The organism is Sulfuricella sp. T08 (genome assembly GCF_000971475.1).
Taxonomy (GTDB): domain Bacteria; phylum Pseudomonadota; class Gammaproteobacteria; order Burkholderiales; family Sulfuricellaceae; genus Sulfuricella.
The window spans coordinates 16166-42704 of the sequence record NZ_DF967557.1; the positions used below are offsets into that span (position 1 = coordinate 16166).

The following is a 26539-nucleotide window of genomic DNA, read 5'->3' on the forward strand; positions in this document are numbered from 1 at the left end:
ATGAACGAAGACAGCACGAAATTGCGCATCGACAAGTGGCTGTGGGCGGCACGTTTTTTCAAGACGCGCTCGCTGGCGGCGGAGGCGGTCGAAGGCGGCAAGGCGCATCTCAACGGGGTGCGCGTCAAGCCGGCGAAAGCCGTCAGCATCGGCGACACGCTCGAAATCAGAATAGGTCCGTTCCAGTTCATCGTCGTCGTATGCGGACTTTCCCCGCGCCGCGGTCCGGCCAGCGAGGCGGCGAAGCTTTACCAGGAAACCGGAGAAAGCCGCTCTGCGCGCGAGGCGCTGGCGGCGCAGTTGAAGGCGGAGGCCGTTCATGGCGAGATACGCCAGGGTCGCCCCACCAAGCGCGACCGGCGGCATATCGTCCGCTTTACAGGGGGCTAGAGGCGGGGCGATTTTTCATGTTTGCTGCTATTTGGCAACGATCCGGTTGAAGAAAAATACATAGCCCTGCTGAGTGGTTTCGCTGTACTTGAGACTAATTGAGGCTCCATCAGAGGTTGCCCACATATAGCTCGTCCCAGCACTACCGATTTTGGTGGTATCTCCATAGGTCGTCAGAAGATGGGTTTTGGCTTTTTCAAAATTTGCCTTGCTTTCGAATTCAATCAGCACGGAATAGAACTTGTCTTTGTAAAAGCCATAGGAAATCCGCTTCAATTCTGCCTTGCCGAGGCTTAGTGAGTCGCCCGTCCGGCGGTAGTATTTCACCTGTCCGGAGTCGTCGGCTACGACCATGCCGGTCAATTTTGACAGCGGTGTTCCCCAGGTAATGTCGCGGAAACCGTTCGGTGCTTCAACAGTCCAACCTGGCTGGGGAAATGAGAAAACCAGCACAAGCAGGAACAGGGAGGGAGGGATACGCTTGAACATGGCAATTCCTTTATCGGGGAGGAATAAATGATTAGGCGCATGATGTCCGGAAAAGTTTCCACCGGGACCAGATGGCAAATATGGCGGCTGTAGGGTGCGTCCTTTCTTCCTATTTCGCTATGCATGGTGCGCATGGCGCACCCTGCCTTTACCTCGCACAAGCATAAGCGCGAATTAGTTGGCCTAGAAAATCTCCCGCGTTTCCAGGAATTTGATCTCGGGAAACCGTTCCTGGGTCAGGTTCAGGTTGACGCGGTTCGGTGCCAGGTAGACGTAATCGTCGGCGTTATCCAGAGCGACATTGAAGCCGTGCTTGTCGGCGAGTTTCTTCAGCTCCGCTTCCGGGCCACGCAGCCAGCGCGCGGTGGCGACATCGTAAGGCTCGAACAACACGTCGACCCCATATTCGAATTGCAGGCGGTGCGCCACCACGTCGAACTGGAGCATGCCGACCGCGCCCAGTATCAGGTCATTGCTGGCGATGGGCCGGAACAGCTGGGTAGCGCCTTCTTCCGCCAATTGATGCAAGCCCTTCTGCAATTGCTTCATCTTCAGCGGGTTCCTGATCCGGGCACGGCGGAAGATTTCCGGCGCAAAGGAAGGAATTCCGGTGAATTTCAGGTCCTCGCCTGCGCTGAAGGTGTCTCCCAGCTTGATCGTGCCATGGTTGGGGATGCCGATGATGTCGCCGGCATAGGCCTCGTCGGCGGTATTACGGTCCTGCGCCATAAAGGTGATGGCGTTGCTCACCGTGAACAGTTTGCCGCTCGCCACCTGCTTGAGTTTCATGCCGCGGTCGAAGCGCCCGGAGCAGATGCGGATGAAGGCGATGCGGTCGCGGTGCTTGGGATCCATGTTGGCCTGGATCTTGAACACGAAGCCGCTGAACTTGGCTTCGTCGGGTTCCACTGCACGACTTTGCGCAGGGCGTGGCAGGGGCGCGGGGGAGAGCTCGACAATGGCGTCCAGCAAGGATTGCACGCCGAAGTTGTTCATTGCCGAGCCGAAGAACACCGGCGTCTGCTTGCCGGCGAGATAGGCCTCGCGGTCGAAGGTGTGGGAGGCGCCGCGCACCAGCTCGATGTCGATGCGCAGCTCGTCGGCCTGGTCGCCGATCAGCTCGTCCAGGCGCGGATTGTCTATGCCCTGGATGGTTTCCGAAGTGCCTTTCTCGGCATTCGGGTCGAACACCGATACGACATCGTTGTAAAGGTGGTAGGTGCCGCGGAAGCGCTTGCCCATGCCGATCGGCCAAGTCATCGGTGCGCACTGGATTTGCAGTACCGACTCGATTTCGTCCAGCAGGTCGATGGGTTCCTTGCCTTCGCGATCCAGCTTGTTGATGAAGGTGAGAATGGGCGTGTCGCGCAGGCGGCAGACGTTGAGCAGCTTGATGGTCTGGGCCTCGACGCCATTCACCGAGTCGATCACCATCACCGCCGAATCTACCGCCGTCAGGGTGCGGTAGGTATCCTCGGAAAAGTCTTCGTGGCCGGGGGTGTCGAGCAGGTTGACGATGCAGTCGCGATAAGGGAACTGCATTACCGACGAGGTCACCGAAATGCCGCGCTGCTTTTCCAGTTCCATCCAGTCCGAAACCGCATGGCGGTCAGACTTTCGTGCACGCACTGCGCCAGCCATCTGAATTGCGCCGCCGAACCAGAGCATTTTTTCGGTCAGCGTGGTTTTGCCAGCGTCTGGATGGGAGATGATGGCGAAGGTGCGGCGGCGGCGGATTTCTTCTTGCAGGGTCATGGCAACAGGCTGTTTTGGAAAGTAAAAGAGGCGGAATTATAGCGTTTTATCGGGTTGATAGACAGCCCACGTGAGACTATATTTAAAGTCGGGAGTTCAGAGGATTTTGTGATGCGTTTCGTACCCAGCCTGCCGCCACTTCCATCGCCGGTTGAAGAGGAAGAACCCAAGCCTCTACGCGCTATCCGGCCAGTCAGGCCGGTGGAGCCGCGCGCACGCGCACCCCGCGTGATTCAATATTTCGGGCCAAAAGCCAGGGCTGAGAAGGGGGCTGGCGGTCCCACGGCTGTCCGGCCGGATGAACGCACTACAATCGATCGGCGTGAATTATGCCGTCGCCTGCAGCACGGGCAAGCTTTTCTGAATACTCGCAGCGCCGAGGATAGGCGGAAGCATGCGCGGCGCGATAGCGATATCGCCACCACACTGGATGAAGAGGGTTAATCTGGCTTATTCACGGATTTTCAAAATTGCCGTGCCGATTTCATAGCTGCGGCTTGAGCCCTGCTTGACGCAGCGCCTGACCTGGACCAGTGCGCGTAGCGGCTTGATGGTCGAGCCTTGGGGCGGCAGCACATGGATGTCGAGCAGCTGGCCAAAACGCGGGACATAGTCGGTTATCAGTGAAACGCCGTCGACACTCAGGTCCTTGGTGGTTCCATAGACCGTTTCGCCGCTTTCCGTCACCCGGATTTTTACCTGACAGTTGATGGGGATGCGCCGCGCATTGCGCATCTCGCCTTTGTGTTGCCGTCGTCCGCCGGGAAGAAGCCGAAGTTTGGCGGGTTGGTCTTCCTGCGCAGCTGATTGCTCTGCCGCGAAAAATGCCTTGGCTTGTGGCATAACACTCCTCCATGCTTGATTTTATTTATAATTCTCTGACCACAATATATGGTTGAGAGGTTTTTATTTATATCAACATATGGTGGTAGAGTCTAAAACAAAAAAATCCATTCGGCAATATGCCGAGGTGATTTTTTTGCGGGCAGGGTTGAGTTACTTGGTGCGGCGAGTTGCTCTTGGTCGATCCAGAGTGTGCTGGGTGCGGGCAGTGCCTCTGCCGGTTTCGGGGCGACGGTTGTTGGCTGGCGCGCGGCCTGTTACTACAGGCTGCCAGGCTGGCACCAAGTGCTTTTTGCTGGCGCCGATCAGGTCGGCGCGGCCCATTTGCTTGAGTGCCTCACGTAACAGCGGCCAGTTCTCGGGATCGTGGTAGCGCAGGAATGCCTTGTGCAGCCGCCTGGCCCTTCCACTTTTCGGGATAGTCACTTCTTCACCATCGCGGCTGACCTTGCGTAGCGGGTTTCTGCCGGTGTGGTACATGGTGGAGGCCATCGCCATCGGCGTGGGAGTGAAGTTCTGCACCTGGTCCAGGCGGAAACCGTTGGCCTTGAGCCATAACGCCAGTTCCAGCATGTCCTCGTCGGTGGTGCCGGGGTGGGCCGAAATGAAGTAGGGGATCAGGTACTGTTCCTTACCGGCTTCCTTGGAAAATTTCTCGAACAGTTCCTTGAACTTGTAATAGGCGCCCATGCCCGGCTTCATCATCTTCGACAAGGGCCCTTCGGCGATGTGTTCTGGCGCGATCTTGAGATAGCCGCCGACATGGTGGCTGACCAGTTCCTTGACATATTCCGGCGACTTCACCGCGAGGTCGTAGCGCACGCCCGAGCCGATCAGGATTTTCTTGATGCCGGGCAGCGTCCGCGCCTTGCGGTAGAGCTGGATCAGGGGGCCATGGTCGGTGCCCATGTTTTCGCAGATGTCCGGGAAGACGCAGGAAAGCCGGCGGCAGGAGGACTCGATCTTCGGGTCGCGGCACTTCAAACGGTACATGTTGGCGGTGGGGCCGCCCAGGTCGGAAATAATGCCGGTGAAACCCGGTGTCTTGTCGCGAATTTCCTCGACCTCGCGCAGGATGGAGGCTTCCGAGCGGTTCTGGATGATGCGTCCTTCGTGCTCGGTGATTGAGCAGAAGGTGCAGCCGCCGAAGCAGCCGCGCATGATATTGACCGAAAAACGGATCATTTCGTAGGCGGGAATCTTCGCCTCGCCGTAGACCGGGTGTGGTCGGCGGTTGTAGGGCAAGTCGAAGACGCCGTCCATCTCTTCGGTGGTCAGTGGTATTGGGGGAGGGTTGATCCATACGTCGCGGTCGCCGTGGGCCTGCACCAGTACGCGGGCGTTGCCTGGGTTGGCTTCGAGATGCAATACACGGTTGGCGTGAGCGTACAGGACGGGGTCATCTCGCACCTGTTCGAATGAGGGCAGCCGGACCACGCCTTGGGTGCGATCTGCCCTCTTTGACGGGTGAAATTGCACCGGCTGAGTTTCGCTCTGCTTTTCACCTTCGGTCGCACAGGCAACAGCAGACGTTTCTGCGTAAGGATTAACGTGCGTCGCCACCTTGCCCGGCGTGTCCACCGAGGTCGAATCAATGACTTGCCGACCTTCGGGAATGCCCTTGAGCAAGATGGCTGTGCCGCGCAGGTCGGTGATGCTGGCGATGGGTTCGCCCTTGGCAAGGCGATGGGCCAACTCCACCAGCGCCCGTTCGGCGTTGCCGTAGAGCAGGATATCGGCTTTGGAATCCGGCAGGATGGAGCGGCGTACCTTGTCTGACCAGTAGTCGAAGTGGGCGATGCGGCGAAGTGATGCCTCGATTCCGCCAATCACCACCGGTACGTCGGCGTAGGCCTCGCGGCAGCGCTGTGAATAAACGATCACCGCGCGGTCCGGGCGCTTGTTGCCTTCGGCGTTGGCCGTATAGGCGTCGTCGGAGCGGATTTTGCGGTCGGCGGTGTAGCGGTTGACCATCGAATCCATGTTGCCGGCAGTGACGCCATAGAACAGGTTGGGCTTGCCCAGCGCCTTGAAGGCAGCCGGGCTGTGCCAGTCAGGCTGGGCAATGATGCCGACACGGAAGCCCTGGGCCTCCAGCAGCCGCCCGACCAGCGCCATGCCGAAGCTGGGGTGGTCAATATAGGCGTCACCAGTGATCAGGACGATGTCGCAGCTGTCCCAGCCGAGCTGATCCATCTCGGCGCGCGACATCGGCAGCACGGGGGCCGTGCCAAAGCGCTTGGCCCAGTATTTGCGATGGGAAAATATGTTGCGGGCGGTTTCCATGGAGGGCTATTTTACGCGTGTAAAGGAGACGGCGATATGGACACGCCAGATTCGACTAGGTTCCGTTGCGATCAGGTTGGCGTATCCGGCGTGCTGGAACGGATCGGGAAACGCACCTGCACCAATGAGCCTTGGCCAGAAGGCGGCGTGCTGATCCCCACTGTGGCGTTATGGCTGTGGGCGATCTCCTCAACGATAGCCAGTCCCAGCCCGCAGCCATCGCCCGGACTGCCGGCAATGCGATGAAAACGTTTCAGCACCTGTTCGCGCTCATCTGGCGGGATGCCGGGACCGTTGTCTTCTACTTCGAGCAGTGCGGCGTCCTTGAGCAGTGAGGTACGTACAGTGATCTGCCCTCCTGTCTGTGTGTACCGCAGGGAATTGTCGATCAGATTGGCGAGCATCTCGCCCAACAATAGGGGTTCTCCAGAAATCGGTGCCGCTTCAAGTTCGAAGCCCAGGTCTATGGTTTTTGCCAGAGCCTGTGGCATCCAGTCGGCGGCGGTACTGCGCACCAGTTCGGCCAGATCGATGGGTTGTGGCTTGGTTGGGGCCTGACCACCGGGCTCCACGCGGGCCAGGGTGAGCAGTTGATGGGTGAGGTGGGCGGTGCGCCCGGCGCTGGCGTGGATGCGCTGCAGGGAGGCTCGTAGCTCGTCTGGATCTGTCTCTCGCAAGGCGGCATCCAGCTGCGCCTGCAAGGCGGCGATCGGGGTGCGGATCTGGTGGGCGGCATCGGAGATGAGGCGCCGCTGCGCTGTCAGTGTTCCATTCAGCCGGTCCAGCAGTGCGTTGAGTTCATGCACCATCGGGCGCACCTCTTCGGGCGCATGGCCTTCCGGCACTGGGCGCATATCCTGCGAGGAACGGGTCGCGATTGCCTGACGCAGTAGGTTGAGCGGCGCCAGACCGTGGCCGACACCGAACCAGACCAGGGCGATGGCCGCCGCTGCGAGCAGGCTTTCAGGTATCAGCATCCCTAGCAGAATTTCATCCATCAGATTGTGGCGCTTGACCAGCGTTTCCGCGACCATTACCTTGATGTCGCCATTTACTGTCGGGGAGTACAGGGCGGCTATACGTACCGCTTGGCCGCGGTAATGGCCATCATAATATGCCCGGTTCTTTTCCTGCGGCAGGAAAGGGGGTGGCGGCAATCCTCGGTGACCGGCGATGAATTCGTCGTGAGGGCCAAGGATCATGAAATAAATATGATCATACTTGTCGGCCAGAAGTACCTGCTGCGCCACCGCCGGCAAATCAAGGGTGGTATGGCCTGGCGTACTGCGAATCTGTGCCGCAATGGCCATGGCGGAATCCTGAAGCGCACGGTCATAGGCGTGGTTGGCGAAACCCAGGGCGATGCGGTAGGAGGCCAGCGCACCCAAGATCAGCAGAGCCAAGAGCGAGGGGATCAGCCTGCTGAGCAGGCGGCGGCGCAAGCTTCGGTTGCTATGAGTCAAATTTTTCAAGGTAGTAACCTAGTCCGCGCACGGTGCTGATAACGATACCCGCCGGTTCAAGTTTGGCGCGCAGGCGCGATACATATTGTTCGATGGCATTGGGTGTGATTTCTTCATCCCAGCCGCACAGGGCCTGGAGCAACTGTTCCTTGCTGACAATACGGCCGGCGCGCAGCAGGAAAAACTCCAGCACCGCCCATTCCCGTGCCGAAAGGTCGATCGGTTGATCATCCAGATAGGCGCGCTTGCCGACCGTGTCGAGCATGAGTGGTCCATGGCGCAATTGTGGATTGAGCTTGCCCTGGCTGCGCCGTATCAGCGCGCGTATCCGGGCTTCGAGTTCGGCGTAGGCAATGGGCTTGACGACATAATCGTCGGCCCCGAGATCGAGTCCCTGGACGCGATCTTCCAGCGCGTCCAGGGCAGTCAGAATCAGAACCGGAACGGGCTGCTCGCGGCGCCGCAAGCGGCGCAGCACTTCCATGCCGTTTAGCCCGGGCAGGCCCAGATCGAGAATCGCCAGGTCGTAATTTTCCTTTTTTAGCCAGGCATCGGCCTGTTTGCCATTGGCGGCATGGTCGACCGCATAATCCGACTGGCGCAGGGCGCGGCATAGCCCATCTGCCAGTTCGGCATCGTCTTCGGCAACCAGAATGCGCATGGGGTGTCAGGTCAGAATAATTGGGGAGATGTCCGTCTTTAGGGTGGTCTGGAGCTAGCGAACGCGGTAATACTGCATCAGACCCCATTCAAAGAGGCGGGCGGGCAATAGGGCTTTCATGGCCACGACCATTTGCTCTATGAGCGAACCGACCCGGTAGCGCAGGCGGGGCGAAGGCGCAAGGATGATGTTTTCTACCCGCTGAGCTACCACTGAAGGCTGCGGACCTTCTGCTTCGTCTCGGGCCATGATGTTCAGCGCGGCAGTGTGATTGGCCCGGTATGCCGGATTGCAGGCCGATTCCCGCGTCTCCAAGCCATGGGCAGACATGGCAGTGTTGATGTCACCCGGTTCTACCAGGCTCACGTGTATGCCGTGGGATTTCACCTCCATCCGTAACGTTTCGCTTAGACCTTCCAGGGCGAACTTGGTGGCGCAGTAGAGTCCGTTGAAGGGTACCCCTACCAATCCGGCCACCGAACTGATATTGATGATGTGGCCGATGCCCTGCGCCCGCATCACGGGCAAGACTTGCCGACAGACGCGCAGTACACCGAAAAAATTAGTTTCGAACTGGGCTTTGGCCTCGTCGAGGCTGGTATCTTCCACTGCTCCTGAAATGCCTATTCCGGCATTGTTCACGACTATGTCAATACGATTTTCTTTGGCCAGGATCAGGTGGATACCCTGTTCTACAGAGTCGTTGTCATCCACATTCATGCGCATCATGGTGTAGGCGAATGCCGGCAGTTCGTCGGGATTGCGTCGCGTAGTGCCGTAAACTCGGTATCCCCGCCGGTGCAGATGTTCTGCACAAGCCTTCCCGATGCCGGAGGACGCACCTGTGATTAGAACGACCTTGTCCTTATTTTTGTTTCCCATATTCAATGGATAACCGATTTGGAAAAAATATTCAGAACGAGGGCGCCCGCAGTGATAAGAGCGATGCCGATGATGGCCGCTAGATCAAGCTTCTGGTCATAGAGCAGCCAGCCCGCGATTGTAATGAGTACTACACCCACGCCAGACCATATTGCGTAAGCAATGCCGAGGTGGATCGTACGGATAGTTAACGACAGGAAATAAAAAGCGGAGCTATATCCGACGATAACAATCATCGAGGGAGCCAGCCGCGTAAAGCCCATTGATGCTTTCAGCGCGGTTGTTGCGCAGACCTCAGAGACAATGGCGATTAAGAGATAGAGCCAGTTCATACAAGTGAGCAATGAGTTGTTAAAATAATGCGGTACCGCTCTAGTATACACGCCGGGTCACTCAAGCGATTTATGGGGGAGATCAAGGCTGCCGGGTATGGCAAATTTTGTTTGTCTGTCATTTGGTTGTCCAGTCAGTTTCATGTCAGCTTCAACACTTATGCTTCACGCTTCCTCGTGTTGACTTGAAAATATAAGGCTGATAATTGTGAAAGAATTCGAAGATATTGCTCAATGGCTGGGTACGCAGAACGCCCATCACGAGATTCCCACCGCAAGCACCCTGCCCGACCCCACCTTCATCAGCGAAGGCCGGGAATATGTTTCTTTCAGCACCAACAATTACCTGGCGCTGGCCACCAGCAAGAGGCTGATCGGCAAGGCAAGACTCGGACTCGATCAGTTCGGCGTGGGTAACTGCGAATCCCGCTTGCTGGGCGGCGACCTTGAGATTTATCGGGATCTGGAAGCGAAATTGGCTGGCTTGAAACACAAGGAATCTGCGCTGCTCTTTGCTACCGGCTACCTGACCAACCTGGGGGTGTTGTCTGCCCTGGTGAAAACTTCCCAGCTTGCACGCTTGTATGGTTTCAAGCCTGTACGCCGCTACAGCTATACTTACTTCTCGGACGAATACAATCACATCAGCATACGTGAGGGCATCCGCATGTCGGGCGCCGACAAGACGTCTTATCGCCACCTCGACCTCGATCATCTGGAGAGTAAGCTGAAAGCCTGTATTGACCGGGATAAGATCATCGTCAGCGACGGTGTGTTCAGTCAGGATGGGGATATTGCGCCGCTGCCCGGATTGCTTGAACTGGCCGAGCGTTACGATGCCACGGTCTATATCGACGACGCGCATGCTACCGGCGTACTGGGCGAGCATGGCGGCGGTACCTCGGAATACTTCAACGCCTACAGCCCAAGGTTGATCCAGATGGGCACCCTGAGCAAGGCGTATGGTGCGATCGGCGGATTCATCGCGACAGAAAGTCATATTTCCGAAATTTTAAGGCTGACCAGTTCCGCTTATGGATTTACTTCGACCTTGCCGCCAGATCAGGCCTTCGCCGTGTCCGAGGCGATCGACATGTCTCTGGACGAGCCCGATCGCAGAAAGCGGTTGTGGGACAATCAGCGCTATTTTGTCAGCCGAGTGGAAAAACTGGGTTATCACATCGTTTCCAAAGCCACTCCGATTGTTCCCGTATTCATCGGTGACGAACGGGAATGCGACCGGATTGCCGCGCTGCTCAAGGAAGAGGGCATCCATGTGGATGCGGTCAAGTTTCCGGCGGTAGGGCTGAAACAAAGTCGTTTGCGTTTCATCATGAATGCCAATCACACCCGGATGCAGATCGACAAGCTAGTTGGCATTCTCGAGTCATTGGCAAAATCATTCGCGATACCTGTTGAATTACGGTCGAAAACAAGCCGTCGTATTGATGCCGCGCTGGCTGTGGATGTCGAATAGTCAGGCGTTCCGGAGGGCTACTCTTTAATGGAAGCCCATTTCCTTTGCTTCGGCCTTTTCCTTACATGACACGAGTGGGTTAAGGACGCGGCGGAATGCGCCGTCAGACTAAGACCTTCAATCGTAGTGCAGGAAATTTTCCGCCACAGTGTTCTGGCCGTAACGGCTGATCAGGGTTTCGATTTCTTCCTGCAGGGTTTCATCTTCGTCGGGGTCAATGATGCCATCCCCGACCAGGCGCGCTACCAGTCCATGCAGCATAGCCTCCCGCACCATGCCCAGGGTCGGCGGGCTGCTGGCGCCGGTGTCCATCAGTGCCGAGATGATGCGGGTCAGGCTCTCGCTGGCCTTGACGGTGACGAAATCGATGGCGGGGGCATCGTCGCCGAATTGCTCGATCAGGTCGTCTATTTCCTCGAGGTATGAACGGTTCTGGTCGAAATGCAGGTGATCGGCTTCGAATGGTTCACCATTCGTCGTTCTGGCGATAATCTTCCGAACAGAACCGAGTGTAGGTGCTTCGTCGGCGTCAGGGTCGTTGACTGCAGCTTCCAGGATTTGTGACAACTCATCGCTCACACTGCTGGCGATATCGATAAACGGCTTCATGCTCTATCCTTCTGGTAGTCCCCATTAATTTCATTGTAGGACAAACAGGGGCATTGTGATGAAGGCAGGGGGCTGTTTGTTCCCAGCCACCCGGTTTGCCGATTTTATGTTTATACGGCGATTTATAAACCGTGACTCTCAGGCGTCAGCACGCTTGATTGGCAGCCACACGCGGAACGTGGTTCCCTTGCCGATTTCACTCTCCATCTCGATGTGTCCATGATGCTTCTGGATGATGCCATATGAGAGCGACAGCCCCAGCCCCGTGCCCTTGCCTACCGGCTTGGTGGTAAAGAACGGCTCGAAAACTCGTGTGAAGTGTTCCGGTGCTATGCCTTTGCCGCTATCGGTAATCTCCACCCAGACCTGCTCGGCTTCTGCCCCGGTGCGGATGGTGAGAGTGCCTCGGGTTTCGATCGCATGCCCCGCGTTGACGAACAGGTTCATGAACACCTGGTTGAGCTGGGAGGGGAAACACTCGATCTCAGGCAGGTTGCCATACTCTTTGACTACTTCGACCTTGTACTTGAGCTCGTTCCACACGATGTTGAGCGTGCTGTCGAGGCCATGATGCAAGTCGCTCCACTGCCATTCGGATTCATCCACATGGGAAAAATCCTTGAGATCCTGGACGATTTTTTTCACTCGCGTAATGCCATCCCTGGATTCCGATAGCAGGGCGGGTATGTCTTCCCTGAGAAACGCCAGGTCGAACTGCTTCCTGACTGCCTGCAAGCGTGGCAGGCACGCACTTTCTGGTTGATAGTCGCCCTCCGCCGCTTCATAGGCGCTGACGATGGCGAACAGGTTGTCGATGTATTTTTCCAGACTTCCCAGGTTGGAATGCACGAAGCCGATCGGATTGTTGATTTCGTGCGCCACTCCGGCGGCCAGTTGACCGATGGAGGCCATTTTCTCCGATTGCAGCAACTGGCTGTGGGCGTTGTGCAGTTCCGCGATCAGTTTGCGTTGCTCTGCCTGTTCCTGCTGGAGCCGGATTTCGATTTTGCGCCGCTGTTCGATATCCGCCTCGAGAAGTACCATGATTTTATGCAGTTCGACGGTGCGTTCTTCTATTCGCTGTTCCAGCTGCTCGTTAGCCGCCCGCAATTCTTCTTCATATTGCTTGAGGGCCGTGATCTCGGTGCGGACGCCAACGTAATGGTAGCCACTCCCGCCGGGTGCCGGAGATGGAACGATGGTGGTTTCCACCCAATACAGCTCTCCGTTCCTCCGGCGGTTGCAGATTTCCCCGCTCCAGGTGCTGCCACTGCGGATGGTCGCCCACATCTCGGCGAAGAAGGCCGGGGGATGGTAGCCGGAATTGACGATGCTGTGTTTCCGGCCCATCAGGTCGTCGAAGGAATATTGCGACACTTCGCAAAACTTCTCGTTGGCGTAGGTAATGACGCCGTTCTCATCGGTCATGCTGATGATGGCGTGCTGATCCACAGCGAACACCTGCTGCATCAAGCGCTGGACGGTGGCGGTGTAAAATTCCATTTCCTGCAGGCTTTCCGCCCGACGGCGCAATTCCGCGATACCGAGTGACAGGGTTTGCACCACCAATTCCAGCCAAGCCCTGGTCTCGTCATCGAAAGCGGTGTTTTCCCCGGCGCAAAGGCAGAGCATACCGCTAACAGATCCGCTAAGCGGCAACGTCAGACAGGGCAAATCGCCGCAATTCTGCGGATCGAGTCCGGACTGGGCGGCGATGTGGGTATTCTGCCCTTGCTCTGCGCCACCCAGGCCAATCCAGGCGGCACGGTAGTTTCCCGTTGCCATCAGGGCGCGGCAGAAATTATCGCGAAATTCGGTCTCATCCCGCGCCTGGTAAAACGCTTGTTGGCATTGATCGATCAGGGTGCGCCAGAAGCTGGCGCAAGTTTGGGTTAAAACCGTATTTTGCATTCTGCGGCTCGATCTCTCTGAATTTATTTATCCAATAACGGGTAGGAGCGGCGCCCTCGCCGCGATAATCGCGGCGAGGGCGCCGCTCCTACATCAGTTTCTTTGCGGCTTCCAGTTGCCCCGGTTGCGGCAAACACTTGCGGAGCCTGTCCCAGTCCAGTTTCAAGGCGTCGCGCAGGGTCTGGGAAATTCGAGCAAACCATTCGTCCTCGGGACGGCCTTCCTCACTGGACAGAGCTAGCATCCTGGCGACCTGTACAACGCCTGTCAGGATCTGGAAAGGCTGGTGTTCGGTCTGATAGTGGTAACGAATGGCATCCTCGATGGCGGACGGAAATTTCCAGCGGCGTGCCACTTCCGCACCCAGTTCCGCATGATCGAAGCCGAATGTTGCGCGTTCTGCCTGAATTAGCCTATCTCCATCTCCACCTTGCGTGTTTTGCCATGCCACGGCAAAACGTTCGTGGGCGCACACGTCCAGCACCATGATGCCGATGTCGTGCAACAGGCCGGCAGAGAAAGCCATTTCAGAATCCTGTCGCAGACATTTCGCCACGGCTCTGGCGTAGGTGGCGATGGTCAAGCTGCGCTGCCAGTAGTGCTCGCGATCAACACAGGCCGTTGGCGTGGCGGCAGAAAAAGCATCGATGAATCCGGCGGAAAGCACCAGGCTGCGAACAGTGCTGAATCCCAGCACCACTACGGCTTCCTGAGTGGAACCGACCTGGCGCGGCAAGCCGTAGAAAGCGGAGTTGGCAATCCGAAGCACTTTGGCAACCAGCACCTGGTCCTGGCTGATTTTTTGCGCCAGATACTGGCTATCCAATCCCGGGTTGTCGAAGTTCTGGATAAGTTCCTGCACCACGGCAGGAATGGCAGGTAGCTGGTGCAGATTGTCCAGTATTTCATGCATCGCGACTCGCCTGTTCTATTTGCTGTTGCGGGGCGAATGCCAGCACCACGCCATGCGAATGAGACAGGCGCCCCATTGTGGTTTGCCAGCAGTGAAAAAGCACGCCATCGGGCATGGTGACGATGGCATCTCCGCTGCAACCCAGCAGCTGGTCAGGGATTATTTCCCTGGCCAGTTCTCCCAGCAGCGGCCGTTCTCCGCCCGGGTCAAGCAGGTGGTGGGCCATGGAATTGGCAAGGGCAATGTAGCCATCGTCGTCGATGCCGATGACGGCTACCGGCAGAGACTCAAGGATTTCCTGGGAAACCTGCAAGGTTTTCAGGTTGCGTGTCACTTCGCGCGTTTTCTCTTCCACCCGCTTTTCGAGCTCATGGTTGAGGCGGTCGTTTTCCCGCTTCATTTCGTGGCGTTGGAAAGCCTCTTCGATATTGGTTCGCAGCAGGTCATCTTCCCACGGCTTGGTGAGAAATTTATAAATGGCGCCATGGTTGATGGCATCGGTGACGGAGTTGAGATCGGTGTAACCGGACAGCACGATGCGTACGGTATCGGGATACAGTTCATGTGCCTTGCGCAGGAATTCCACCCCGGACATTTCCGGCATGCGCTGATCGGAAACGATCACCCCGATTTCTTCGTGCTGCGCTAGCAGCTCCAGTCCTTCCCGTCCGCTTCCAGCGCGCAGGATGTTATAGCCTGCCGGGCGCAGCAGGCGTGTCAGAGCGGAAAGGATATTGGCTTCATCGTCCACCAGCAGTATCGTGCGATCCATGCCTGTTTCCTTGTGTCGTAGGAGCGGCGCCCTCGCCGCGATTGTGGATGCGATTATCGCGGCGAGGGCGCCGCTCCTACAAAATTTGCGCGGACATTTCCGCGCGCAGATATTGCGCGAGAGCTTCCGCCGTCAGTGGGCGGCTGAAATAATAGCCTTGTATCTGATCGCAACCGCCGTGGCGGAGAAACTCCAGTTGCGGCACCGTTTCCACCCCCTCGGCGGTGACTTCCAGGCGCAGACTGTGGGCCAGCGCAATTACGGCACTGGCGATGGCGGCATCATCCTGGTTGGTGTCGATCTCGCGGACGAAGGTACGGTCGATCTTGAGCCGATTGAGGGGAAAGCGCTTGAGATAGTTGAGGCTGGAATAACCGGTGCCGAAATCGTCCACCGCCAGGCTCACGCCCATCTCTTTGAATTTGTTCAGCGTGGCGGCAGCCTCCTCCGGGTCATGCATGATCGCGGATTCCGTGACCTCCAGTTCCAGCCAGCGCGGATCCAAACCGCTGGTGGCGAGGGCGGAAGCCACCATGTTTTCCAGGTGTTCCTGATGGAACTGCCGGGCGGACAGGTTGACCGCCATTTTCACTGGCGGCAAACCCATTTCCTGCCACTCCCGGTTTTGCCGGCATGCCGTATGTAGCACCCATTCGCCGATCGGCACGATCAGCCCGGTTTCCTCGGCCAGCGGGATAAAATTGTCGGGTGCGATCATCCTGCCGTCGCTGCGCTGCCAGCGCAGCAGCGCCTCGACGCCTGAGGTGCGCCCGCTGGCAAGATCCACCTGAGGCTGGTAATGCAGCACAAATTCGCCCCGCTTCAGTGCGCGACGCAGTTCGCCTTCCATATCCAGGCGTTCGATGGCCCGGTCGTTCATCTTGCTGGAATAGAATTGAAAATTCTGGCCGCCCTTTGCCTTGGCGCGGTACATGGCGACATCGGCATTCTTCAGCAGGCTGGTGACATCCTTGCCGTCGCGGGGATAGAGGCAGATACCGATGCTGCCGCCGGTGGTCAGTTCATACCCGGCGATGGAAAGTGGTTGCGCCAGAAGCGCGAGGATTTTCTGCACCACCGGGAGCAGGTCTTCCTGGCGCGTCAGCTCAGGGAGCATCACCACGAATTCGTCGCCCCCCAGTCGTGCCACGGTATCGCCGTTACGCACGGAGTGAGACAGAGCAATGGCGATCTGGCTGAGAAACTGGTCGCCAACCTCATGCCCCAGGCTGTCGTTGATCCGCTTGAAACGGTCCAGATCGAGAAACATCACGCCCACCTGGAGGCTGCTGCGTTCTGCCGCCCCCAGCGCCTGCCGCAGGCGGTCCTGGAACAGGTTGCGGTTGGGCAGGCCGGTCAGGCTGTCATGCGTGGCAAGCTGGATCAGCTCCTCTTCGGCCTGTTTGCGCTGGCTGATCTCTTCCACCATGATCAGCAATACCTGCTGGCCCTCGATGGTCGTCGCCGAAAGGTTGAATTCAAAGTAGCGCGTACCGGCATCTTTGTGCAAGGCGATTTCCACATCATGCCGCGGCATACCTGTAGCGAGCACCTCATTTGCCACCAGCTGGAGTGCACTATCAGGGAAAAATCTCACCAGCGGCTGTCCGGCGGAGAATCGCTCTTTTCTCAACCCCAGCATGCGCAGTGCGGCGCTGTTGGCGGAGATAACGTTCAGGTCGGAATCGGTCGAGAAAAAACCGGCAGGCATGTGGCTTACGATGCGTTCGGCGTAGTCCCTGGCCTCCCGCAACGACTTGTGGTCCGCCTGGAAATAGGTGTCCAGCGCCAGTCCCATGTCGAACAGTGCAACCTTGAGCAGGGCATTGAAAACATCGAGGAATCTGACGGTGTCGCCAGCGCACAATTCCCACACCGTGGGCATCAGCAGCGCCATGTATTTGCGGTAGGCGCCGATGTACCACTGCGGTTCGAGGCCGATCATCTGATGTACCACACCGACGCGCAAACGGTCGTGAACGTAATCCTCGCCGTACTCGCCAGCGGTGAGGCTGCTGAAATAGGCCGACTGGGTCTTCTTGAGGCGCTCTATTGTCTCGCCGGGCAACAGGGCGCGCAGTTCGTCGAAAGACAGGAAATAATCGTAAAATGCGGCGGTGAAATCCGAGCGTTGAGACTCTAGCTGATCGTGGATAGCCCGAAGATGGTCAACATCCGCCGCGCCAAATTCGAGAAAACGCTTGCGCAAGGCGATGCCGCGCGCATCCAGACCCAAGTCTTCGGCAATGGTGGTGGCGGTTTGGCTGACATTCTGCATGCAACGACGCTCCGTGGAAACTGGTAAGGGATAACAATTACCAGCAACGGGAGTTGGGTTGCCAATTAAATTATAGTGTATGAAATTAGCATGGAACAGGCAATAGGATGATTTTTGCATCGAGAAAATCTACCCATGAACCTCAAGCTGGCTATAGGTTTGGGAGGGGCGCCAGAGGAAACTCGCCGGTTACCGTTATTGCAGAACCCTCACCTCTGGCATGGCGCCAATGCTGCCGGCCAATTTCCCTAGCGATTTGTCGAAGGTGCAAAATCCGTCATCATCGGCACTCATGGCGAGGTGCAGTGCATCCCCGAAATCCATCCCTTCTTCATGCCAGCGGACGGCATAGCATAGCGCCTCGAATTCCTTGGGTTTGAAGTTGGGTAGCCCCAGCAACAGGCGCAACCCCCTGGTGATTTCTTCCCGTGTGCAGCCGTTCACCTTGAGCACCCAAGCCAGCTCCAGGATGACAGTCGGCGGGGCGGTATAATCCCTGTCCTGAGTAAGCAGGGCGGTGGCAAGCTTTGATTGCTCCGGATCGTCATTGAGCAGATAGCGCGCAAGGAGGTTGGTATCGAGTGCGATCACTGTTTGGTTGCCTCATCGGCTTTCTGGAGCATTTGAGCAATAGCCCTATCCGTTTCTTCATCGGTCAACGGCTTCCGCCCCGGTTTTGCGAGCGCGCCAGCGCCATCCTCTACCTGGGTACGCGGAAAAATGGGAACGGGCATCAGCCGGATTTCATCCCCCAGGAATGAAACGATGAACTCGGTTCCAGCAGCCAAATGCCGGGATTCCCTGATTTCTTTGGGAATAACGATTTGACCCTTGCTGGATAATTTGACGGTTTCCATAATGGCTCCCAAGCCGGTAAGGCGAAAAGTAAGACAGTATTATACTAGCATGGTTCTGAGTGCCTTCAAGGAGAGAAAGCTAGCTCTTGATCCGGCACAGTGAAATCTCAATAGTGAAGGTCATTCGCCCTGTCGAAGGGTGGGCGCGGGCTTCGGTAGCCTCCTATTGCTGTTTTTTCGCGTCACTAATCACCGGCGGCATCAGGACGATTTCGGCCATGAAGCCTTTTTCGTCGCAAGCCAGAGACAAGGTGGTGCTTTGCCTCGGCAATAACATCCTGACCAGTTCGAGTCCCGTACCGGAACGGATGTCCGGGTTCGGCTCCTGCACCGGGTTGGTGATGCGCACCACGACGCGATCGACCTCGCCATCGAGTGTGATTTGCGCGGCCCCCGAACCATGCTTGGCCGCGTTCATGATCAGTTCGTTAAGGGCCAGGGCGATTGGCACGGCCTCTTTGTGAGTAATACGGGGAACGAATGTGAGTGTGTTGTTCAGGGCGGCGTCAAATCCTGATAGCACCAGGCCCCTGAAGCCGGCCGCAATCGCCGTCAGTATGTCCGGCAAGGAGATAGCGCTATCGGCATCCCTGCCCTGCAGTCCGTGGACTATGGCCACTGAACTGATTTGTGTAATGGCTTCCTCGATCGTGGAGCGGCATAGTGGTTCGTTGGGTATGTGTTGGCGCAATAGCCCTATCACGCCCTGCAGGTGGTTCTTGATGCGGTGATGAACTTCGCGCACCAAGGCGTTGCGTTGCTCGGCCTCATGGGCCAGGAGCAAGGATTCCGCCTGCTTGACCTGGTCGATGTCCTCCACCATGCCCAGAACATACATCGGTTGCCCTAGCTGATCGCGGATGACCGCCGCGTGCAGTTTGCCCCAGAAACTCTCGCCATCCTTCCTGACATAGCGTTTTTCCAGGGTATAGCTGGAAATTTCACCCGAAAAAAGTTGCTGGACCAATTCCGTGCCGGATTGCAAATCTGCGGGGAGGGTGATGTCGGCTATGGTCTTGTCTCTCAGTTCTTCCATGCCGTAACCGAGCATGGCGCAAAAAGCCGGATTAATTTCCATCAGTCCGAGTTCTGGGGAAACCAGCGAAATGCCGATGGGTGAACTCTGGAACAGTCGGCGAAATTTTTCCTCACTCAGTCGCAGCGCTTCCCCGTGCTCCTTGGAGACGGTAATGTCCTCGGTGATGGCGCCGATGCGGTAAGCCTGCCCTTGTTCGTCATTGATGGGAAACGTCTGCATCCGCAGCCAGCGCACGCGGCCATCGGCATGGAGCAATCGGTATTCCAGTTCCATTCTGCATGGTTCTGCCCAGAGCTGTTGCATCGCGCGAGTCATGAATTCGCGATCATCGGGGTGAAGGTCGGCCAGAAGCAGGCGCGGCCGCTCATAGACCGCGGCACAGGGACGCTCCCAGATTTTCTCGAAAGCGGGGCTGATGTAGAGCAGGGCTTGAGTTTTGATATCCCTGATCCAGAGCACTTGCTGCATGCTTTCCGCAAACTGGCGGAATTGTTCCTCGCTTTCGCGCAGCGATAGCTCGGTCTTTCTTTTCAGGGTTACGTCGCGAGCGATGGCCACCATAATCAGACGCCCCTCCGATTCCAGTGCACGCAACCTGATTTCTACCGGAAATATTTTTCCTTGCCTGGATTTGTGGAAGGTATCAATTCTTCCGCTGCGTCCCGGGCTGCGGTCGATTTCATCAAAACTCTGCTCCAGCATCGGCTGGTTATAAAAGGGTTTGATATCCTGTGGCCCCAGGGCAAGCAGCTCTTCGCGGCTGTAACCGAGGCTTTCGCAGGTGGTTTGGTTGAAGTCGATGAAACGCATCGTGGCACGGTCAATCAGAAAAATGGCATCGGGTGAATGATCGAGCATAGCGCGAAAACGTTGCAGGGCGGTGTGGGTGGTTTGCTGTTCCGCGATCTGCTGTTGCAAGGCTTGATTGGCCGCCACAAGTTCGGCGGTGCGTTGCGCGACCTGTTTCTCCAGCTCATCCTGCGTATGCAGCAACTGCACTTTGTTGCGGTGGTGCGATAGCGCCAGCTCCAGAGTAAGCAGCAGTTCATGTTCCTTGAGGGGCTTCTGCAGGTAGGCGAAGGGCGCTGTGGCGAAGGCACGTTTGACCAGTATTTCGTCCGAGTAGGCGGTGAGAAACACCACTGGAACATCGAGGCTATCCTGGATTTGTCGTGCCGTCTCGACTCCGTCGATAGCGCCATCGAGCATGATATCCATCAGGATCAGGTCGGGGTTCAGCGCCATTCCCTGCTGCAGCAACTCTTCCCCCCGTGCCAGGACGCCGGCAACCTGGTAGCCCAGCGCCTCGACATGCAGGGCGATAGCCTGCGCCAGCAAGGGGTCGTTTTCAACAATCAGTATGCGTGCCGGGCTCATGGCTGAGGGTCCGTTGGGGAGAGAGGTTTCAGTCAACCGGTTTGCCCGCAATGATTTCCACCGCGATTTCGGCTGTCTTGCGGCGCTGGTTGCGGGCGCTGCCGCGCAGCAGTTCGAACGCTTCCTGCTGGTTGATATGGTTCCGTTCCATGAGTATTCCCATGGCAAGGCTAATGTCGCGGCTGCTTTTGAGAGCCATGTTGAGATGCTGCTCGCTCTGTTGAAGCTGGTGCATATCCTCCGCCCGTGCCAAGGCAGCCTGGATCGTCGGCAGGATGCGGTCGACATCCAGCGGTTTGACCAGGTAGCCGAGAGCGCCGCTGTCGGTTGCCTGCCGCATAGTGGCCTGATCGTTATAGGCGGAAAGGAAGATGAATGGCGTGCAGGTATGTTCCTTCAGCCATTGCCCGACTTCCAGGCCTGACAGGCCGGGCATGTGTATATCCAGTACAGCCAGATCGGGCGAGATATCCGCGCACATTTCGATCGCCTGTTCTCCGCTATCCGCCTCGATTACGGTATAACCCGCATCGCGCAGCCCCTTGGCCAGGGTGAACAGAATCAGGCGGTCATCATCCACGACCAGTATGGTAGCTGGATTCATCTACTCACCCTGAATAAACAGTATTATCAAAGTGGGTATTTTGACGCCAAAATTCAATTTTGGATAGAGAGAATTTCGCTTGCTGGGTTCCGCTTTCATGCGAATGTGCGGTTCAGGGGGCTTGATATGTATGAAAAGTATGACAGAGACCCCTCCATGGGAGAGGGGATGTGAGACCAGCCGGGAAACTCACCAAACCGAGCCCGGAGTGGTTACAATCGCGATTATTTTATTCGGTTTTGCCGATGAACAATCTTTCGGTTTCATGGGACGGCCTCGGCCTGCGTGGACGCTTGCTGGCGATGATCGTGCTGCTGCTTGTGTTAAGCGGAGTGGTGTCGCACAGCGTTCAGTTGTGGCGTGAGGCGGACGATTATCGGGCGGACCTCTCGCACGATATGAATCACACCATGGATTTGCTGGAAATAAGTTTGATGGAGCATGCCATCACGGGTGACTTTGCTGCTATTCAGCGGGCCCTCACCCTGCGGGCGCAGTATTCCCTGATAGCCGAAATCCAGTGGCGGGATCCTTCCGGTGTAGTGGTCAAGGCTCAGGCAATTAAACCCGAAACAGCGGCTTATCCTCCCTGGTTTCACCGCTTGTTTGGCTTCAACCCGAGCGAACAATTGCGTGGCGTGGTGGTGGGCGAAAGAAATTATGGCGTCATTGCGGCCACATTCAGCAGCGTTCCTCTGGAAAATCGCCTATGGCGAGAAGCCACGAGCCAGTTGTGGCAGTCCAGTCTGGGGCTGGCTCTGCTGATGCTGGTGGTTTACCTGCTGCTGGGGCGGTGGCTGAAACCCCTGAAGAGCATCACCGCGATGGGACATCACCTGTTGGCGGGAGATTACAGGGGGGGTATCGCCGGTTCTTCTCGCTTCGTGCCGGAAATCCGCGACATGGCCAGAATTCTCGACCAAGCGGCAACCGAGGTAGGCAGGCTGGTGCTTTCCCTTTCCGAGCAGCGGCGCGCCATCGATAACGCGGTGGTCGTGATTGAATCGGATCTCAAGGGGATCATTAGCTATGTTAATGACAAGTTTTGCGAGGTCAGTGGCTACAGCCGTGAGGAGGTGATTGGGCATGACCATCGTTTCCTTAATTCGGGTCTGCACCTACGAGAGTTTTTCGATGGCTTGTGGGAAGACCTTCGGCGCGGCGAGGTCTGGCATGGGGAAGTTTGCAACCGTACCAAAAGCGGCGGCCTTTTCTGGCTTCTGACCACCATTACGCCCATCTTGGGGCCGGATGGCAAGCCGCTTAAATACATCTCGGTCAGGGTCGATATCACTCAGCGCAAGCTGGTGGAAGGCGTCATGTCCCAGCAGGCCCAGATTATCAATCAGACGCATGATGCGGTGTTTTCGACTGACTCCAAGGGAACGCTGGTGAGCTGGAACAGGGGCGCGGAATTGCTGTTCGGCCATGACGGTGATGGTGCCATCGGCGAGCCGGTACAATTCATTGCCTTGCCTGGCGAGCAGGAGCGTTTTTATCGCCAGGTATTCCTCGGCCTGATCCGTTCCAGTGGCGGTGCGCTGGAAACCCGGCTGGCGAAGAAATCAGGGGAGCCTTTCGATGCCTACTTTTCTTTATCCCTGCTCAAGGACAAGGAAGGAATGGAAATCGGCGTTGCCTGTTACGTGACCGACATCAGTGCGCGCAAGCGCATGGAACACAAATTGCGCGAAAGTGAAATGAGGTTGGCCAAGGCACAGCAGATGGCACGACTCGGGAACTGGGAGTGGGAGATCGCGACGGGCGAAATTCAATGGTCGGACGAGGTGTACCGCATCTTTGGCGTGGATCGGGATACTCCGGTCACTTTTGATCTTTTTCTGAGCCGCGTGCATCCCGAGGACCGCGAGCTGGTGGAGAAATCCCTGACTGCGGCGTTGGCGAGAGAAGTGAATTACAATGTGGATGTGAGGCTTTTTCCTGCTGGCGGTGAGGTGCGTTTTATCCACGCCGAAGCGGAAGTGGAATTCGATGGCGGGGGTAAGGCACTGCGCATGTTTGGTACGGTGCAGGACATTACCGAGCGCAAGGAGATTGAACAGGAAATTCGCGCTTCACGCGAGCAGCTACGAGAGCTGTCGAGCCACCTTCAGGCAGCACGGGAAGAGGAAAAGGCGACTATTGCACGGGAAATTCACGACGAACTGGGCGGCAACCTGACTGCCCTGAAAATGGATATTTTCTGGCTGGCGCGCAAACTGCCGCCGGAAATGGAAGCCGAGCTTGAGAAGACTAGATCCATGGCCGATCTGGTGGACACTTCGGTCCACGCCATGCGCCGCATTGTGACCGAGCTGCGGCCAACCGTGCTGGACGATCTCGGCCTGCTCGCCGCGATGTGCTGGCAGGCTTCCGAATTCACCAAACGCTACGGTATCCAGTGCAAGGTCGTGATGCATGGGGAAGAAATTGCCGTAGAGGGGGCATATCGTATCGCCCTGTTCCGCATTTTTCAGGAGTCGCTGACCAATGCGGCACGCTATTCCAAAGCTGACCTGGTGCTGGTGGATGTGTGGCGGGAGCATGATAAGATCGCCATGGATATTGTCGATAACGGAATCGGCCTACCTGAAGACAAAGCCATGGATCCCACTTCGCATGGTTTGCGCGGCATGATGGAGCGCGCCCGCACTTTGGGCGGGACGTTGGAAGTCGGCAGCGCGCCGGGCGAGGGTGTGGCCATCAGCGTGCGTATCCCATTCCCATCCCGTTCCCAGCCGATGAGGAGTTTTCAACAGGAGATGAGGGGGGGGCAACATGATTAGAGTCCTGATTGCCGACGATCATGCCATTGTGCGCAGCGGCCTGAAGCAGATTCTGACCGATTCCGGCAGCATGATGGTGGTCGCCGAGGCGGAGAATGGCATCGAGGCAGTGCAAAAGGTGCGTGCTCTGGAAGGCGGCGTGGATGTCGTGGTGCTGGACATCTCCATGCCCGGCACGAGCGGGATCGATGCACTGAAAATGATCCGGGACGTGGCGCCCAAACTGCCGGTACTGATTCTCAGCATGTACCCCGAGGAACAGTACGCGGTGCGCCTGATCAAGTCGGGCGCATCGGGCTACATGACCAAGGAAACCGCGCCGCAGGAACTGGTGGACGCGATCCACAAAGTGGCTGCGGGCAAAAAATACATCAGCCCCAGCGTGGCGGAAATGCTGGCCGAGGAAGTCGGCGGCGGTAACAGCAGTCTGCTTCACGCCAGCCTTTCCGACCGGGAATACCAGATTCTGCTCAAGCTTGCATCGGGGAAGACCGTGTCCGGCATTGCCGATGAGATGGCGCTTTCGGTCAAGACCATCAGCACTTACCGTAGCCGCATTCTGGGCAAGATGCGCATGAAAAACAACGCAGAACTCACTCACTACGTGATTTCTCACCAGCTGGCCGAATAGGAACCGTCGCTGCCCGCCCTTCAGTTTTTCACAGGCGCCAGGCCGATGTCCTACATCATGTAGGACAAACACCGACAAGCCGGTTCTTCCATCGCTTACCGCAAAATCAGCCTCTCCCCTATGTTGTTCTCCCGTGTTTCCGCGCACCATGAAGTTGTGAAAAGTGTTGCATGGTAGACCGAAAGAGGGGGAATGGAATCGTGCAGACGATGAGCAATAACGCATGGGTGTGGACGCTGCCGCTGATTGCCGGCACTGCCGGCGCCGTGGCGCTGCAGGTTACGGCCGGGGTGGGCAGTCAAAGCATTTTTCTGGCGGCAGGGGTAATGGCTGTGGCAGCCACCTGCGGCTGGTGGGGAGCAGGGCGGCACCGCGCTGCACTCAACCGCGCTGCCGAGGATGCCCGGTCTCAGGCTCAACAGGAATGCCGGGAAGCGGCGGTGAGAAGCCATGTCGAAGGCCTGGAGCAGGTTTGTGACCAGGCTTTGCCGATCTGGGTGAAGCAGATCGAAACCGCACGCAGCCAGACCGAAGAAGCCATCATGGCGCTGTCCGAGGAGTTCTCCGGCATTGTCAGCAAGCTGGAAGCCTCCGTCGTCGCTTCCCAGAAAACGGCAGGCGGGGTGAGCGGCGACGGCGAGGGTGGCATCGTCGCGGTGCTGGCCCATAGCGAGGCTGAACTCAAGGCCGTGATCCATTCACTGGCAGAGGCGCTGGAAAGCCGTCGTGCCATGGTGAAAGAGGTGCGGGAACTGACTGGGTATACCGACGAGTTGAAGAAAATGGCGGCGGATGTGGCGGCAATCGCTTCCCAGACCAATTTGCTGGCGCTCAATGCCGCCATCGAAGCGGCGCGGGCTGGTGAAGCCGGCCGGGGGTTCGCAGTAGTGGCGGACGAGGTGCGCAAGCTGTCCAATCTGTCCAGCGATACCGGCAAGAAAATGGCGGACAAGGTCGGTGTCATCAATTCCGCGATCACTTCCGTTTTCGAGGCTGCGGAAAAATCCGCCGATGAGGACGTCCACTCGGTGGCTGATTCCGACGCAGCGATCCGCGACGTGCTGTCACGGTTCCAGGATGTGACCGGGCGCCTGTCCGATTCAGCCGATCTGTTGCAGCGCGAGAGCGATGGCATCCGCGAGGAAATTTCCGATGCCTTGGTACACATGCAGTTCCAAGACCGGATGAGCCAGATTCTCTCCCATGTATGCGGCAACTTGGGTAGCCTGCACCAGAACCTCAAAACAAATCAGGCCCAGCGCCAGAACGGCCAGGCAGCTCCGCTCGATGTCGCTGGATTACTGGGCGCGATGGAACGTAGTTACACCACACGGGAACAGCGCCGTAACCATCATGGTGTGGCAGCCAGCAGCGCTGCGGCTGATGCAGAAATCACTTTCTTCTAGGAGGTAATCATGTCTAAAACCGTCATGATCGTGGATGATTCCGCTTCACTGCGGCAGGTGGTCGGTATCGCGCTGCGCGGCGCGGGCTACGAGGTGATCGAGGCTTGCGATGGCAAGGATGCCATCTCCAAACTGATCGGGCAGAAGGTGCACCTGATCATCAGCGACGTCAACATGCCTAATATGGACGGCATTACTTTCGTCAAGAACGTCAAGCAGATGCCGAACTACAAGTTCACGCCGGTGATCATGCTCACCACCGAATCTCAGGATGGAAAAAAGCAGGAAGGACAGGCGGCGGGCGCCAAGGCTTGGGTGGTCAAGCCATTCCAGCCGGCGCAACTGCTGGCGGCGGCATCCAAGCTGATTTTGCCGTAAAGCGAAGGGGGCAAGATGATCTCGCACGACGTGGATAACGGCATCTACCGGGTCAAGGTGGAAGGCGAAATGACCATTTACCATGCGCTCGAGCATAAGCAGGCGCTGCTGGAGTGCCTGGGCCACTGCACCGAGATGGAAATCAACCTGTCCGGGGTAAGCGAGATGGATACCACCGGTTTCCAGTTGCTGGTGCTGGCCAAGCGTGAAGCAGAGAAGATCGGCAGGCCGATGCGCTTGGTTAAACACAGCCCGGCAACGCTGGAAGTGATGGATTTGTTCCACATGGCGGCCTACTTCGGCGACCCGGTGGTGATGCCGTAATGATTAATCCTATTTGTAGGAGCGGCGCCCTCGCCGCGATGCAATCGGCTCGAGAGCGGGTCTCCTGCGACGAATT

At 57.4% G+C, this 26539-nt stretch carries 25 protein-coding genes and 1 tRNA gene; 9 read left to right on the forward strand and 17 right to left on the reverse strand.

The window, feature by feature from the left end:
- Entirely contained in the window at positions 1–390 is a 390-nt protein-coding gene (locus tag SCT_RS14000) for an RNA-binding S4 domain-containing protein (RefSeq protein WP_059424159.1), read from the forward strand.
- 27 nt (positions 391–417) lie between these two features.
- Here SCT_RS14000 and SCT_RS14005 read toward each other — a convergent pair whose 3' ends face one another.
- Together SCT_RS14005 and SCT_RS14010 are read right to left on the reverse strand one after the other, a co-directional pair.
- Complete coding sequence (locus SCT_RS14005; RefSeq protein ID WP_059424165.1) at positions 418–879, reverse strand: hypothetical protein; 462 nt, start codon at positions 877–879, stop codon at positions 418–420.
- A gap of 183 nt (positions 880–1062) precedes the next feature.
- Positions 1063–2634 (reverse strand): peptide chain release factor 3, encoded by a 1572-nt coding sequence (locus SCT_RS14010; RefSeq protein ID WP_059424167.1) that lies wholly within the window; start codon positions 2632–2634, stop codon positions 1063–1065.
- A gap of 111 nt (positions 2635–2745) precedes the next feature.
- Here SCT_RS14010 and SCT_RS14015 point away from each other — a divergent pair, with 111 nt between their 5' ends.
- Positions 2746–3078 carry a hypothetical protein gene (locus SCT_RS14015; RefSeq protein ID WP_059424169.1) on the forward strand — a complete coding sequence of 111 codons (333 nt, stop codon included), beginning with the start codon at positions 2746–2748 and terminating at the stop codon, positions 3076–3078.
- Positions 3079–3084: 6 nt separating this feature from the next.
- On the opposite strand, the gene SCT_RS14020 is transcribed toward SCT_RS14015, so the two are convergent.
- The 6 genes from SCT_RS14020 to SCT_RS14045 form a co-directional block, all read right to left on the reverse strand.
- Positions 3085–3477, reverse strand: a complete 393-nt coding sequence (locus SCT_RS14020) for a PilZ domain-containing protein (protein WP_059424170.1) — start codon at positions 3475–3477, stop codon at positions 3085–3087.
- Positions 3478–3630: 153 nt separating this feature from the next.
- The gene (locus tag SCT_RS14025) at positions 3631–5763 is read right to left on the reverse strand and encodes a YgiQ family radical SAM protein (RefSeq protein WP_059424175.1); all 2133 of its coding nucleotides are present in this window, start codon (positions 5761–5763) and stop codon (positions 3631–3633) included.
- 71 nt (positions 5764–5834) lie between these two features.
- Complete coding sequence (locus SCT_RS14030; protein WP_237759702.1) at positions 5835–7235, reverse strand: sensor histidine kinase; 1401 nt, start codon at positions 7233–7235, stop codon at positions 5835–5837.
- Positions 7216–7887 carry a response regulator transcription factor gene (locus tag SCT_RS14035; RefSeq protein ID WP_059424182.1) on the reverse strand — a complete coding sequence of 224 codons (672 nt, stop codon included), beginning with the start codon at positions 7885–7887 and terminating at the stop codon, positions 7216–7218. The genes SCT_RS14030 and SCT_RS14035 overlap by 20 nt, the downstream gene beginning before the upstream one ends.
- A 54-nt stretch (positions 7888–7941) precedes the next feature.
- Positions 7942–8769: an SDR family oxidoreductase gene (locus tag SCT_RS14040; RefSeq protein WP_059424184.1), complete on the reverse strand. Its 828-nt coding sequence runs from the start codon at positions 8767–8769 to the stop codon at positions 7942–7944.
- A gap of 2 nt (positions 8770–8771) precedes the next feature.
- Entirely contained in the window at positions 8772–9101 is a 330-nt protein-coding gene (locus tag SCT_RS14045; RefSeq protein ID WP_059424186.1) for a multidrug efflux SMR transporter, read from the reverse strand.
- Between the two features lie 359 nt (positions 9102–9460).
- Between SCT_RS14045 and SCT_RS17260 the strand changes: the two genes are divergently transcribed.
- Positions 9461–9539 (forward strand) — tRNA-Ser (locus SCT_RS17260).
- Positions 9511–10578 (forward strand): pyridoxal phosphate-dependent aminotransferase family protein, encoded by a 1068-nt coding sequence (locus tag SCT_RS14050; RefSeq protein WP_148549576.1) that lies wholly within the window; start codon positions 9511–9513, stop codon positions 10576–10578. Before SCT_RS17260 ends, SCT_RS14050 begins: the two co-directional genes overlap by 29 nt.
- Before the next feature lie 117 nt (positions 10579–10695).
- Here the strand turns inward: SCT_RS14050 and SCT_RS14055 are convergent, their stop codons facing one another.
- The 9 genes from SCT_RS14055 to SCT_RS14095 form a co-directional block, all read right to left on the reverse strand.
- A complete protein-coding gene (locus SCT_RS14055) occupies positions 10696–11187 on the reverse strand; it encodes a hypothetical protein (protein ID WP_059424190.1) in 492 nt (163 codons plus the stop codon).
- A gap of 138 nt (positions 11188–11325) precedes the next feature.
- Positions 11326–13098 (reverse strand): ATP-binding protein, encoded by a 1773-nt coding sequence (locus SCT_RS14060; protein ID WP_059424192.1) that lies wholly within the window; start codon positions 13096–13098, stop codon positions 11326–11328.
- 88 nt (positions 13099–13186) lie between these two features.
- Positions 13187–14011: an HDOD domain-containing protein gene (locus SCT_RS14065; RefSeq protein WP_059424194.1), complete on the reverse strand. Its 825-nt coding sequence runs from the start codon at positions 14009–14011 to the stop codon at positions 13187–13189.
- Positions 14004–14783, reverse strand: a complete 780-nt coding sequence (locus SCT_RS14070) for a response regulator (protein ID WP_059424196.1) — start codon at positions 14781–14783, stop codon at positions 14004–14006. The genes SCT_RS14065 and SCT_RS14070 overlap by 8 nt, the downstream gene beginning before the upstream one ends.
- A gap of 76 nt (positions 14784–14859) precedes the next feature.
- The gene (locus SCT_RS14075) at positions 14860–17061 is read right to left on the reverse strand and encodes an EAL domain-containing protein (RefSeq protein WP_059424198.1); all 2202 of its coding nucleotides are present in this window, start codon (positions 17059–17061) and stop codon (positions 14860–14862) included.
- A gap of 195 nt (positions 17062–17256) precedes the next feature.
- Positions 17257–17652 carry a type II toxin-antitoxin system VapC family toxin gene (locus tag SCT_RS14080; RefSeq protein ID WP_059424200.1) on the reverse strand — a complete coding sequence of 132 codons (396 nt, stop codon included), beginning with the start codon at positions 17650–17652 and terminating at the stop codon, positions 17257–17259.
- Positions 17649–17918: an AbrB/MazE/SpoVT family DNA-binding domain-containing protein gene (locus SCT_RS14085; protein WP_059424202.1), complete on the reverse strand. Its 270-nt coding sequence runs from the start codon at positions 17916–17918 to the stop codon at positions 17649–17651. Before SCT_RS14085 ends, SCT_RS14080 begins: the two co-directional genes overlap by 4 nt.
- A gap of 163 nt (positions 17919–18081) precedes the next feature.
- Positions 18082–20334, reverse strand: coding sequence for a PAS domain S-box protein (locus SCT_RS14090; protein WP_059424204.1), 2253 nt, complete (start codon positions 20332–20334; stop codon positions 18082–18084).
- 28 nt (positions 20335–20362) lie between these two features.
- Positions 20363–20938 (reverse strand): ANTAR domain-containing response regulator, encoded by a 576-nt coding sequence (locus SCT_RS14095; protein ID WP_059424206.1) that lies wholly within the window; start codon positions 20936–20938, stop codon positions 20363–20365.
- A gap of 245 nt (positions 20939–21183) precedes the next feature.
- Here SCT_RS14095 and SCT_RS14100 point away from each other — a divergent pair, with 245 nt between their 5' ends.
- From SCT_RS14100 to SCT_RS14120, 5 genes are all read left to right on the forward strand, one after another.
- The gene (locus tag SCT_RS14100) at positions 21184–23724 is read left to right on the forward strand and encodes a PAS domain S-box protein (RefSeq protein WP_059424208.1); all 2541 of its coding nucleotides are present in this window, start codon (positions 21184–21186) and stop codon (positions 23722–23724) included.
- Entirely contained in the window at positions 23717–24355 is a 639-nt protein-coding gene (locus SCT_RS14105) for a response regulator transcription factor (RefSeq protein ID WP_059424210.1), read from the forward strand. Before SCT_RS14100 ends, SCT_RS14105 begins: the two co-directional genes overlap by 8 nt.
- A gap of 209 nt (positions 24356–24564) precedes the next feature.
- Entirely contained in the window at positions 24565–25761 is a 1197-nt protein-coding gene (locus SCT_RS14110) for a methyl-accepting chemotaxis protein (RefSeq protein ID WP_059424212.1), read from the forward strand.
- Between the two features lie 9 nt (positions 25762–25770).
- Positions 25771–26139 carry a response regulator gene (locus SCT_RS14115; protein ID WP_059424214.1) on the forward strand — a complete coding sequence of 123 codons (369 nt, stop codon included), beginning with the start codon at positions 25771–25773 and terminating at the stop codon, positions 26137–26139.
- A gap of 15 nt (positions 26140–26154) precedes the next feature.
- Positions 26155–26463: a lipid asymmetry maintenance protein MlaB gene (locus SCT_RS14120; RefSeq protein ID WP_059424216.1), complete on the forward strand. Its 309-nt coding sequence runs from the start codon at positions 26155–26157 to the stop codon at positions 26461–26463.
- Positions 26464–26539 lie beyond the last annotated feature (76 nt).